We start from the raw sequence: 12924 nt of genomic DNA, 5'->3' as shown, positions 1-12924 counted from the left end.
CTATTGTACTTATAAGTGAATATTCGATTCATAAAAGTAAAAATAATACTAAAATGAGTAAAAAAAATTATACTCAAAAAAGGGGACACAATTTATTATAAAGGTATTATTGCACCAACGAGGAGGGGAAAAGAATGGAAACAACCGGTTGGACAGGAGGCATATACAGAATTTGTGATTGGATTAGTAAACTTGCTTATGTAAATCTATTATGGATGTTCTTTACATTAGCCGGTCTTATATTATTTGGAATAGCACCTTCAACGGTAGCTTTATTTACAATAATACGTAAATGGATGATGGGAGAGCATAACATTTCAATCTTTTCTTCGTTTTGGGATGTCTATAAACGAGAGTTCAAAAAGGCAAATATTCTTTTGGGGTCATTATTAGTTGTCATAGCTTTTATGTATATTGATTTAGTATTGATTCAGGCAATGCAAGGATTACTGCATTATATTTTCTTAACATGTTTTGTAATAATGTCTATTATTTTAACGATTATCTTCCTATATATATTTCCTGTATATGTACATTTTGAGGGCTCAATCCTTCATTATTATAAGTCTTCTATTTTATTAGGAACCTCTTTTCCATTACGTACTTTCATGATGGTTCTCGCCGTCGGAACTGGTCTGTTCATTAGTTTACTTTTTCCTGGTGTTGCTTTTCTTTTTTTAGGTAGTGGAATAGCTTTTGCACTCACGTACTTTTCTTACTCGATCTTTCCAAAAATGAGTCCTGGTGTGGATGTTTAAAAAGAATAGTTGAATTTTTATTAAAGACACCCTATTAACCTAATGGTCTTGGGTGTTTTTTGTTGTTTTCTAAATTTTAAGGCAAACCCAAAGAAGTAAAAAATGTTGTAACTTTCATCAAAATACCGTTAAGGTTTGCAATGATGTTTTTTCTATAATAAATACATATTAAAAGAGAGGTGATACCTAATGGACTCGAAAGCAGAAATTAACACATTCTCAAAAGTACTAACAAGGAGAAAAAAAGGATCAACTGAAAAGACCGAAAGTCTGGCAGGTTTTTTATTTGTATCTCCAATGCTGATTGGTGTTTCTGTATTAGTATTACTACCAATCTTCGCTACATTTATACTAAGTTTTTCAGATTGGAAGTTTATCCAAAGTATTGATCAGCTGAAGTGGGTAGGTTTTGAAAACTTCAAAGAATTAATGGGAGATAAAGTGTTCCTGAAATCATTATTAAATAACGGGATTTTCTTATTTACAGTGCCGATTTGTATGGCTGTTTCTTTACTCTTAGCTGTGGTTATCGATAAAAGCGTTTACATGAAAAGTTATTTTAAAGTTGCGTTTTTCATGCCTTACATTTCAAGTGTCGTGGCGATTGCGGTTGTTTGGCAAGTTTTATTTCACCCTTCCTCAGGACCGATTAATCAGACGCTTATGTCATTAGGGATTGAAAATCCTCCACTGTGGATAGCGGATCCTAATTTTGCGTTACTATCTGTCATGATCATTCAAATATGGATTTCCGTAGGCTTTAACTTAATTATCTATATTGCCGGCCTTCAATCAATTCCTCTAGAATTATATGAAGCAGCAGAGATGGATGGGGCGAGTTCCTGGGTGAAATTTCGTCATATAACGTTTCCTATGGTCTCTCCAACATCATTTTTCTTACTAATCACAGGAATCATTTCAACATTTAAAGTGTTTGATTTGATTGCTGTTTTAACAAAAGGTGGTCCTTTACACTCAACTAGTATGCTGGTTTGGCATTTGTATGACACAGCTTTTGTTAATTTGGATATTGGTTATTCATCTGCAATGGCGGTTATCTTATTCTTTATTGTATTTTTAATCACGATATTCCAATGGGTTGGCCAAAAGAAATGGGTTAATTATTAAGGGGGGAACTATATGACTAAGCAATTAAATGCTCAAAAACTCATTATAACGATTGTTGTTTTCCTGATCAGTATTTTGTTTTTATTGCCTTTTGTATGGATGCTATCAACTTCATTTAAAATAGAAGCAGATGTATTTAAATTTCCTATTGAGTGGATACCTGAAAGATGGAACGGGTTTAATAACTATCAACAAGTTTGGTTTGGTGACTTTCCATTTTATATCTATTATTGGAACTCAATCAAGGTTGCGGTGTTGACAACATTGGTTTCATGCACAGTTTCTGCTTTAGCTGCTTATGGTTTTTCAAAAGTTAATTTTCCTGCAGGGAAATGGTTATTTATTATCGTTCTGGCAACATACATGGTTCCGCCACAGGCAAGTTTAGTTCCACAGTTTATTTTATATCGAAATATTGGATTATTTGATAGTCATTTAGGTCTTATTCTATTGGGAAGCTTTAGTGTTTTAGGAACATTTATGCTCAGGCAGTTCTTTATGGGGATTCATAATGAATATATTGATGCTGCAAAAATTGACGGTGCAGGTCATTGGAGGATCTTTTGGTCTATCGCATTGCCGATTGTAAGGCCGGCTGTTGCAACATATGCCATATTAAGATTTATATGGACTTGGAACGATTATCAAAATCCATTAATTTTTTTACGTACAGACGCACTTTATACCATTCAATTAGCTATGCAAAAGTTTACAACAATTAATGGAGAATTTTATTCATTAATAATGGCTGCTGCTGTATCTGCCATTCTACCATTGTTAATTGTGTTCATAATTGGTCAAAAACAAGTAATTGAAGGAATTGCATTAGGCGGGGTAAAAGGTTAATAGTAGATTTCTACTATGAAAGTCAAATAATTTCCGAGATGGGTAAAATTATTATTATAACTAGGATAAACGCCTTTGCTAAAATGTGTTGTGTAAGGGTTTACAATAAAGTAAGCTAATTAAAGGGGGAAATATAGTATGAAAAGGAAGTTTTGGTCAACATTAGCAGCTTCTACTATGTTAATTGGAGTGCTGGCAGGTTGTTCAGGAGGTGGTGGAGAAAGTACCTCCGGGACAGAAACTGATAGTAAGGGGTCTGACGAAGCGGTTACGATTAAATTCCATACACATGGTAATGAAACAAGCTATAATTGGGAAAAAACCATCGCTGCATTTGAAGAAGAATTTCCCAAAATTGATGTAGATCTCGTTATCCTGAGTGAAAAGGGTGACACACAGGAAGCAACGCAGAAGTTAGATTTAGCTGCTGCATCCGGCGAGCAATTAGATGTCTTAATGTTTAGTGATCCAGCTAGTTATGCCCAAAGGGTAGCGTTAGGAATGGTTGCGCCAATTGATGAATTTATTGAAGAAGAAGGATACGAGTTAAATGAAGAATATAAAGTAGATACAAAGATTAATGATAGCTATTACGCACTTCCAGGTAAGTTTAATCCTTGGTATGTATTATTAAACAAAAATCACTTAGATGAAGCAGGACTTGAAGTACCGGCTGATTGGACATGGGATGAGTATATGGAATATGCGAAAAAGCTTACAACAGACGATCATTATGGAACCTATTTTCATGGTCCTCAAGGTGGAGGCTGGATGGAGTTTATGAAATTAGCTCTTGCCAGTGAAGAAGATAATACAGAATTTGTAAAAGCTGATGGCACATCTAATTTCGACAGTCCACTATTTAAAAAGACTTTGGAAATGAGAGAACAAATGGAGAAGATAGATAAGTCAGCGACACCATATACAGATATCATTTCACAGAAGCTTCATTACCGTAATCAATTCTTTGGTCAAGATGCAAGTATGGTGTTAATTGGCAGCTGGATGAACACTGAGCTGGGTGGTACGGATCAGTTCCCATTAGACTTTAATGTAGCAGTAGCTCCTTATCCAAAAAATGAAGAGGGAGATGCTGGTGGATTTTCCCCGGTTACAACGGACTTTATGTCTGTAGCTGCTAATTCTGAACATAAGGAAGAAGCATATACATTTATTCGTTGGTATACAACTGAAGGGCAAGTGGTTCAAGGGAAAAATGTTCCTTCCTGGAATGGTGTAAGTGAAGAAGACTTAGATTCTATTATTGACGGCATTCTGGCAGGTACGGCAACACCAGAAAAAGTAGATAAAGAATCGTTAGTGAATGTATTAAAAGGGGCAAAATCATCTAAGATTATTCCACCTGTACCATATCAAGCAGAGTTGTACAAAGTTGTAAATGAAGAGTACGAAAAGTTGATATTAGGTGATCAAGATATTGATGCAACGATAAAAGCAACTCAAGAAAGAGCACAAGAAATTATCGATAATAATAAATAATCATTTGAAATATATTAGGTTCGGGCGTAAATGTCAATTTCTCACCATAGAGTGGAGAAATTGGATACAGCAAAAGCTGGCGCCCTTTCTTTTAATTACTAACAAAAAATAAAGAAAGGTGATCATATGTCTACTAATTTAGCTTGGGTTGAGGAAGCATGGCAAAAAGTCATTTCTAAAGTGGAAAGAACGAGTGTGAAAATTGGTGCAAACTTTCCGCATGCAAGTGTAAAAGGAGATTATCATTTAGAATCTCCATCATGGTGGACGGCAGGATTTTGGCCGGGGCTTTTATGGCTATTGTATCGTGACACAAAAAATAATTCATTTAAGGAAATAGCGGAACAATGTGAAGAACAGCTCGATCATGTTATCACAGATTACTATAAATTAGATCATGATATGGGATTCATGTGGACACTAACAAGTGTTGCAAGATATAAACTATTAAATGATGAAGACTCCAAAAGACGTGCATTGTTAGTTGCAAACTTATTAATGGGAAGGTTTAATGCATCAGGAAACTATATTAGAGCTTGGAATCCATGGCACGAAGGTGAGGATAATGCAGGATGGGCCATTATTGATTGTTTAATGAATTTACCATTATTGTTTTGGGCGACAGAAGTAACAGGAGATCCAAGATATAGTATTGTTGCTAAAAAACATGGGGAAACCGTATTGGATCATTTCATACGAAAAGATGGATCAGTGTATCATATTATTCGATTTGATCCAGAGACTGGTGAAAGAGTTGAGGCAATTGGAGGTCAAGGTTTTGCACCTGAATCAGCGTGGTCCCGCGGAGCATCATGGGCTGTTTATGGACTTTCTCTTCTTTATAAGTATACAAAAGAGGATAAATATCTACAGGCAGCGAAAAATGTTTCACACTTCTTCCTTGCAAACCTGCCGGAAGATTATGTACCACATTGGGATTTTAGACTTCCGGAGAACATAACAAAGCATCGGGATTCTTCAGCAGGTGCAATTACAGCATGCGGACTATTGTTATTATCTGAACAGGTAAGTGAGACAGAATCTAAAATATACAAAGAATCGGGCATAAAAATAATTAAGTCTTTATATGAGAATTACGGAGCTTGGGACACTGTAGAAGAGGATGGTTTAATTCTTGAAGGTACAAGTCATTATCCGGAAGGTAAGAACATAGATGTACCGCTTATTTACGGTGATTATTTCTTTGTTGAAGGTCTTGCGGTTTTAAAAGGAAATAGACAACTATTCTGGTAAGTTATTAATAAACAAGACAGTGTTTTAGACATCGAAATAATCGACAATATTCAATAACTAGTTGATAAGATATACGCAGAGGTTGAGAGCGTTTTCTGCTTGTGTCTTATCCTTTTATTGGAGGAGGAATTTTGTGTGGAATACGATACTTCAAAAGCTGACAACCTATTCTTTTCGTAATAAAGTTATTATCACATCTGTCATCTGTCTTGTTATTCCTGCCATTATTACCCTTTTTATTACCAGTTATTTAACAAAGGATGCAATGAAAGAACAGGCAATGTCAAATGCTAATAGGGAATTGAAATTAGCAGGAGAATATGTCAATAAGTTTTTTGAGGATATGTTATACGCCGTAAACTATGTACAGTTGGATTCCGAGATAAGTTCAATTTTAAAGAAAAATGCTAAAAATGATAAACAGCTAATAGACCAGGAAGAAGAATATGAAAGTTACTTAGAAAATCGTAAAGTCTCGATGTTAATCGAAAATATTACCCTACTTGGTGAGAAGTCATATGTGACGATTCTTCTGAAAAATGGTGAGCACTACACAAATTATCCTGTCAGTGACTATGACCCGAAGAAACTTTTTGAAGAGCCTTGGTTTAAAGAATTAGATCGTGTTTTTGGTTATGAATCGATCTGGATAGGAAGTCAGCCGACTGTGTTTAAATCAGAACAAGCGACAAATCCATATCAAATTTCAGTTGCCAGACCGTTAAGAGATGCTAATTTGAAAATTTACGGGTATGTTGTTGTGACAATTATGGAAGAGAAAGTGAAACAGGCCTTTGAAAGTTTGCCTGGAAAAGAAGAAATGATGTTGGTGGATTCTTCATATAAAATTTTATCTCATATTAATAATGAAAAGATTGGAACAACATTTACTTATAAAGATGAAGTCCAAAAGCCAGGTTTTACTAATATCATAGAAACTTCTGATGAGAATTACCTTTATGCCAGTCATCCTATTTCTTATACAGGTTGGACACTGGTATCTGTAAATCCATACAAACAAGCAATCTTTAAAATAAATTCAATCTTTCATAAAGTCTTTATTGGGCAATTTATCTCTTTTGTGGTCTTTTTTCTGTTATTAACGTATGTATTACAAACGATGACAAAGCCGCTCGTCCATTTGGGTAAAGTGGCCACTACCGTTCAAAAGGGAGATTTAAACGTTCGCTCAAATATTCAAAGTAAAGATGAAATTGGTCAACTGTCTAACTCATTTGATCAAATGCTGGATCGAATCAACGAGATGATTAGGGAAATAACAGAAACTCAAGATAGAAAGCGGAAAGCAGAACTGTCTATGCTGCAGGCGCAAATTAACCCACATTTTTTATTCAACGTTCTAAACTCTATTCGAATGAAGGTTATGAGAAAAGGTGATTATGAGAGTGCTGAAATGATTAGCTCTTTATCGAAATTATTACGAATGACCATTGATCAAGACAAAGGGATGATTACTTTTAAAGAAGAAATAGACATCGTAACAGATTACGTTCAATTAATGAACATGCGTCAAAGGGAAAAGGTGGAGTTTGAAGTCAACGTTACTGATGCTGCTTATTTAGAAGTAATCCCACGCTTTATCTTACAACCTATTATTGAAAATTCTATCATTCATGGATTAAACCAAAGTGCCGGTAAAATTAAGCTTGAAGCTTTTGTAAGAAAAAATGATTTTTATATTATGATTGAAGATAATGGAGTAGGAATGGATGAAGCCACATTAACGAATTTTGAAAAAAGACTCACTAATAACTCAGAGTTAGTTCATGTTCAAAATAAAAGTGGTTTTTCAAGTATTGGGATTGCCAATGTCTTCGAGAGAATGTGTATGACATTTGGAAATGCTTTTCAAATGGAAGTAAGAAGTGAAAAGGGTAAGGGGACAAAAATAACGATGTCTGTTTTTAAAGGGAGGCTGAAGAGCTAATGTATAAGGTAATGCTGGTAGATGATGATTATCCTGTTTTGGAATTATTATCAGAGATAATAAATTGGAATCAACTAGGCTTAAATCTTCAAAGCATTCATGAGAATGGGGCTAGTGCACTTACCTATGCGTTAAACGAAATGCCGGATATTTTACTAACAGACATTGGAATGCCTAAAATGAACGGAATAGAATTAACAAAACAATTAAAAGAAATGAATCCAAATCTACAAGTTTGTATGCTAACATGCCACAATGAGTTTGAATATGCTCATCAATCTTTAAAGCTGAATGTACAGGATTATTTATTAAAAGATACGTTAGACCCGAAAGACTTAGATGAAGTACTTATAAAATTAAAGAAAAATGTAGAAAAAGAAAATCAACAAAAAATAAAAGAATTCAAGTTAGAGAGTATTGTTGAAAGAAACAGAGAGTCAATGAAACGCGAGTTTTTACGGAAAACCCTCTATCAACATACCTACGAAAATGTGGGATGGTATGATGAAGCTCTCTCTTATGGCTTAGATGTAAAAGGAAGAACGTATATTCCGGTCTTATGTTTTATCCAGGATTATCGATCAGCAAAAGAATGTTATCTTTCCGAAGATACATTATCATTTTCTATTCAAAATGTTATAAGTGAAGTTTTACAGGATGAAGAAGGATCAGCCCATTTTACATTAGAAAAAAAGGAATCTTTTTTATTTTTTCCCTATAGCTCAACATTAAAATCAGACAGTTATGGGAAAACAAACAGGTGTCTTGAAAAAATTCAGAGGAATGTCTTTCATACGTTGAAAATATCTCTTTCCTTTTTAGTTGGAGACCCATTAGATAGCTATATGTCTTTTAAACATTCGCTACAAACCTTACTTAATAGTACAAATCAACGCTTTTATATAGAAAATTGTACGATTGAAAAAAAGAGAGCAGAGACGAAAACATCGGATAGCTTATTTGAATGGTATGATAAGGCATCAAACGAAATTAGACAGCTTATTATAAAAAAGGATACCGCAGAAGTAACACCGCTTATCACAAAATGGATGGACATTTTTAAGGAAAAACAGTATTCATCCGAAATGGTGAAAGACTGGGTATTAAAGCTGTTGTTAGATCTAAAAGTTAAACTAAAGGCTTTACAATTTTTCGGTACAAATACTTCAAATGAAGTTTTACATGAAGAAATAATAGCGATTGATTCCTTAATAGAACTAAGAAAATGGCTCATTGAATATTTTGAAATGCTTTTAAAGGCGGTAAACGAGTCTACGACAAAATCGAGACGTAAAGAAGTGATCGATGCTTGTAAGTATGTTGAAATAAATTTGGAAAAGAAAATCACCCTTGATGAAGTAGCAAATGTTCTTTATTTAAATTCGAGTTATTTTAGTAGACTTTTTAAGAAGGAAGTAGGAGAAACCTTCGTAGAATATGTCACAAAAGCTAAGATGAACAGAGCAAAAGAATTACTTGAACAAACGGTTGATTCGGTCGGGAAAATTTGTGAAAGACTCGGATATGATAATCAAAGTTACTTTATTAAAGTGTTTAAAAACTATGCTGGTGTTACACCGATTGAGTATAGGGGTGAGAGGAAGTAACAACGGTATTTTTGTAAGCGGTTAAGCTGGACGGATTTATCTATTCCTATTATTAATGTAATGAAGAAAGGAGCCATTTTCATATGCTAACCTATTCGGATTCTATTAAAACCAATCCACTCAAAACCAGAGAAGATGTTGAAGAGGCATTAAGACAAATTTGTAATCCATTAAAGCCTTTTTATAGTAAAGGCTTTGCGCGCATAAAATTAGGTAACACAAGTGCTGCTTACTCTGATTCTACTTCAGAGATGGAGGGATTCTCGAGACTTTTATGGGGTTTGGCACCCTTTTTTGCAGGTACAGATGTCGAGTATGACCTGTGGGACATGCATCTACAAGGATTAAAAAATGGAACAAACCCTAATCATGAGGAATACTGGGGAGAGATTAAGCATTTTGATCAAAGAATTGTTGAGATGGCTTCATTTGGTCTTGCTTTATTACTTATACCAAACAAGATATGGGAACCTCTTACTCTACAAGAAAGAGAGAATGTAAGTGCTTGGTTATCTCAGGTTAATCAATGTCATGCACATGATTGTAATTGGCTATTTTTCGCTGTTCTAGTTAACTTAGGGTTAAAAAATGTTGGAGAACCGTATGATCGAGAAAAAATAGCAGTGAACTTAGAGAGAATCGATCAATTTTATTTATCTAATGGATGGTATGCAGATGGTATTAATGGACATTCAGATTATTATGTACCCTTTGCTTTTCATTATTATGGATTAATCTATGCGAAGGTTATGGAAAAAGAAGATCCAATTAGGTCTCAGAATTATAAGGCTCGAGCAGAGGAATTTGCAAGAGACTTTATCGCATGGTTTTCATCAGATGGCTCCGCGATTCCTTACGGTCGAAGCTTGACGTATAGATTTGCTAGTATCTCATTTTGGAGTGCGGCTGTATATGCAGGCATAGAGCCTTTTTCGATAGGTGTCATGAAAGGGATTATTCTGAGAAATTTAAGATGGTGGTTTAAACAACCTATTTTCAATGATACGGGTATTTTGACGATCGGATACTCTTATCCAAACTTAGTTATGGGAGAAAACTATAATTCACCAGGTTCTCCTTATTGGTCATTAAAAGCATTTTTACCGTTGGCGCTAGATAAGGAGCATCCGTTCTGGAAGTCAGAAGAGGAACCACTCCCTAACATTGGTGTGAAAGTGGTTCAGAAAGAACCTCATCTCATTATATGTCGCAATGAAGCCGGCGATCATGCTCTAGCATTTAACTCAGGTCATGTATCAACAAATGAACATACGCATACATCAGCAAAATATGAGAAATTTGTCTATTCCACAGCTTTTGGATTTAGTGTTCCCCGAGCAGAGTGGGGCCTTTCACAGGGGGCATTTGATTCAATGTTAGCCTTAAGTGAAGGAGATAATCTTTATCGAGTAAAAAGAAATAGCGAAGAATTTACGATAGAGAATGATTATATCTATTCCAAATGGAAGCCTTGGACTGATGTAGAAGTCAAGACTTGGCTTGTTCCGGGTACTCCTTGGCATATTAGAATTCACCGCATTGAGACTGACAGATTGCTAGATACAGCTGATGGGGGCTTTGCATTAGGAATTGAAGATAAGAAACTAGAACCACAGGTGGAAATTCTTCAAGAGGATCAAGAATGTATGATTAAGACATTATGGGGAGTAAGTGGAGTGAAGAGCCTTTATGGTGAAGGAAAAGCAACATTCATTTATCCGAACTCTAATACAAACATACTACATTCTCGTACGGTTATCCCGACGATTCAAAAGAGAATTACCCCAGGAACCAGCTTTTTAGTTAGTGCAGTCTATGGAGAATCCGGCAGCAAGGAACAGTGTTGGGAACATGCACCAGAGGTAGAGGTTACAGAAGATCAAATGAAGATTCGTTTTAGTAATCATGACCCAATTACAATAACAATATAAAATAGCCTAAGAATCGAAAGAATGAGAGATTAAGTTTCTGGCTGAAGCTCCTTCATTTTTTCGATTTTTTTCAAAGTTTCAGTTAGACCTAATTTGAGAGGTGAATGTCATTGTTTATTGAATTTGAAAAGATGTTGAAGGCAAATGCCTCATCTCTTTTGTTCTCATCAAAAAAAGACCAAGCAAACTGGTTTGAAAGCATAAAGAGAAAATTATCCTATTCGTCATTGATTACCGAAATAAGAGAAGAAGCAGATAAGCTACTGCAACATCCCATAAAAGAACTAACATTTGAAGAATTTACGATCTTCAGAGAAACAGGCTCAAGACTTGAATATGAAAAAAGCTATTTTGCCAAAAGAAGACGCCTTAATACGTTTGCGATCATGACTTTATTAGAACCAACCGATTCTGCTTATTTAAGGGAATTACACGAGACAATTTGGTCGATATGTAATGAATACAGCTGGTGTTTACCAGCACACTTGAAGAATAGTCCTGAGATGAAGACAGAACATGAAGAGGATTTTCTACAAACGATACAAAATCCCCATTATACCATTGATCTTTTTGCAGCTGAGACTGCCTTTACACTTAGTGAAATAAATAAATTAATGGACCATGTTCTGGATCCGCTTATTCAGAAGAGAATGAAACAGGAGGTGTACCGCAGAGTCCTACTACCGTTTCAAAATCACTCATTCCATTGGGAGACATCCACACATAACTGGGCAGCGGTTTGTGCAGGCTCAATTGGTGCAGCTGCTTTGTATGTTGTGGATGATGAACATATGCTCACCTCTATTTTAGAGAGAGTTGTTCAGGCAATGACCTATTATTTAAAGGGTTTTAATGAAGATGGAGCCTGTATGGAGGGATATGGATACTGGCAATATGGCTTTGGTTACTATGTTTATTTTGCCGACTTACTTAAGAAAAAAACATCTGGAGCAATTGATTTATTTCGGATAGATAAAGTCGATCAAATTGCTGCTTTTCAGCAGAAATGTTTTATTTATAAAAATAAGGTCGTGAATTTCTCTGATTCAACAGAAACAGGATCTGTCTTTTTAGGCTTAAGTCATTATTTAAAGGATGTCTTTCCGAAGCTTGAAGTGCCTGAAACAGAGCTTCGTGCAGCATATGCTGATGATCATTGCAGCAGATGGGCACCGGCATTTAGAAATTTAATTTGGTTTGATGAGAATAAAGCGGGAAAACCTTGGGGATATGCAACATACTACTTGAAAGATTCACAGTGGCTCATTTCAAGACATACTGATTACGTTTTTGCCTGTAAAGGCGGTCATAATGATGAGCCGCATAATCATAATGATATTGGTCATTTTATTTTACAAGCAAAAGGAGAAACGTTTTTAAAGGACTTAGGAAGTGGAATGTATTGTGAGGGATATTTTAATCAAGAGCGGTATTCATTTTTATGTAATGGTTCACAAGGCCACTCTGTTCCAATCATCAATCATCAATATCAGTCAGCAGGGGCAGCGCGGCATGCTTCTATTATTGATTTTCTCACTAGTGAAGAAGAAGATGTGTTCGAAATGGAATTTGCAAAAGCTTATGAAGAAGTTGGAACACTAGAAAAGTTAGTAAGAAAATTCATATGGAAAAAGAAGCATATACCTGAAATGATTTTGTCTGATATGTATTATTGCACAGAAAAACCAACTTCAATCGTTGAACGATTTATTTCACCAGTTTTAAAGATTACAGAAGAGTCTAATGGTGTTGTGTTGGTGGGTACTGAAAAGATAAAGATACTTTTCGACAGAGATAAATTGGATTTGAGTATCCAAAAAAATCAATTTTTAAATCACTTTGGTGAACAGGAAGAGTTTTATCAGTTAGACTTTGCAGTTAAAGAGCTAAGGGAAGTTACTCGTGTGGATTTTCGGTTTGTATTTGGGGAATGAATGGTATAACGTTTCCTG

Annotated in this window: 9 protein-coding genes; all 9 read left to right on the top strand. The window is 35.2% G+C overall.

Annotation, left to right across the window (positions count from 1 at the left end; all coding sequences use genetic code 11):
- Nucleotides 1-134: 134 nt before the first annotated feature.
- A complete protein-coding gene (locus BK577_RS21845; protein ID WP_078434877.1) occupies nucleotides 135-758 on the top strand; it encodes a YesL family protein in 624 nt (207 codons plus the stop codon).
- A 189-nt stretch (nucleotides 759-947) separates the two neighbouring features.
- Nucleotides 948-1886 (top strand): carbohydrate ABC transporter permease, encoded by a 939-nt coding sequence (locus tag BK577_RS21840; protein WP_078434876.1) that lies wholly within the window; start codon nucleotides 948-950, stop codon nucleotides 1884-1886.
- 12 nt (nucleotides 1887-1898) lie between these two features.
- Nucleotides 1899-2732, top strand: coding sequence for a carbohydrate ABC transporter permease (locus BK577_RS21835; protein ID WP_078434875.1), 834 nt, complete (start codon nucleotides 1899-1901; stop codon nucleotides 2730-2732).
- Between the two features lie 138 nt (nucleotides 2733-2870).
- A complete protein-coding gene (locus tag BK577_RS21830; protein ID WP_078434874.1) occupies nucleotides 2871-4232 on the top strand; it encodes an ABC transporter substrate-binding protein in 1362 nt (453 codons plus the stop codon).
- A gap of 126 nt (nucleotides 4233-4358) precedes the next feature.
- A complete protein-coding gene (locus tag BK577_RS21825) occupies nucleotides 4359-5486 on the top strand; it encodes a glycoside hydrolase family 88 protein (RefSeq protein ID WP_078434873.1) in 1128 nt (375 codons plus the stop codon).
- A gap of 133 nt (nucleotides 5487-5619) precedes the next feature.
- Complete coding sequence (locus tag BK577_RS21820; RefSeq protein ID WP_078434872.1) at nucleotides 5620-7434, top strand: sensor histidine kinase; 1815 nt, start codon at nucleotides 5620-5622, stop codon at nucleotides 7432-7434.
- Nucleotides 7434-9041 (top strand): response regulator transcription factor, encoded by a 1608-nt coding sequence (locus BK577_RS21815; RefSeq protein ID WP_078434871.1) that lies wholly within the window; start codon nucleotides 7434-7436, stop codon nucleotides 9039-9041. Before BK577_RS21820 ends, BK577_RS21815 begins: the two co-directional genes overlap by 1 nt.
- A gap of 83 nt (nucleotides 9042-9124) precedes the next feature.
- Nucleotides 9125-10972, top strand: coding sequence for a DUF2264 domain-containing protein (locus BK577_RS21810; RefSeq protein ID WP_078434870.1), 1848 nt, complete (start codon nucleotides 9125-9127; stop codon nucleotides 10970-10972).
- Nucleotides 10973-11082: 110 nt separating this feature from the next.
- The gene (locus BK577_RS21805) at nucleotides 11083-12906 is read left to right on the top strand and encodes a heparinase II/III family protein (protein WP_169908439.1); all 1824 of its coding nucleotides are present in this window, start codon (nucleotides 11083-11085) and stop codon (nucleotides 12904-12906) included.
- The last annotated feature ends 18 nt before the right edge of the window (nucleotides 12907-12924 follow it).

The sequence above is a fragment of the Metabacillus halosaccharovorans genome (assembly GCF_002019635.1).
Classification (GTDB): domain Bacteria; phylum Bacillota; class Bacilli; order Bacillales; family Bacillaceae; genus Metabacillus; species Metabacillus halosaccharovorans.
This window is presented reverse-complemented; position numbering and strand designations above follow the sequence as displayed.

Excerpts from the sequence above, each read along its gene's own strand:
- BK577_RS21830 (WP_078434874.1), top strand. The coding sequence starts at position 2,871 with ATGAAAAGGAAGTTTTGGTCAACATTAGCAGCTTCTACTATGTTAATT.
- BK577_RS21810 (WP_078434870.1), top strand. The coding sequence starts at position 9,125 with ATGCTAACCTATTCGGATTCTATTAAAACCAATCCACTCAAAACCAGA.
- BK577_RS21845 (WP_078434877.1), top strand. The coding sequence starts at position 135 with ATGGAAACAACCGGTTGGACAGGAGGCATATACAGAATTTGTGATTGG.
- BK577_RS21840 (WP_078434876.1), top strand. The coding sequence starts at position 948 with ATGGACTCGAAAGCAGAAATTAACACATTCTCAAAAGTACTAACAAGG.
- BK577_RS21825 (WP_078434873.1), top strand. The coding sequence starts at position 4,359 with ATGTCTACTAATTTAGCTTGGGTTGAGGAAGCATGGCAAAAAGTCATT.
- BK577_RS21815 (WP_078434871.1), top strand. The coding sequence starts at position 7,434 with ATGTATAAGGTAATGCTGGTAGATGATGATTATCCTGTTTTGGAATTA.
- BK577_RS21835 (WP_078434875.1), top strand. The coding sequence starts at position 1,899 with ATGACTAAGCAATTAAATGCTCAAAAACTCATTATAACGATTGTTGTT.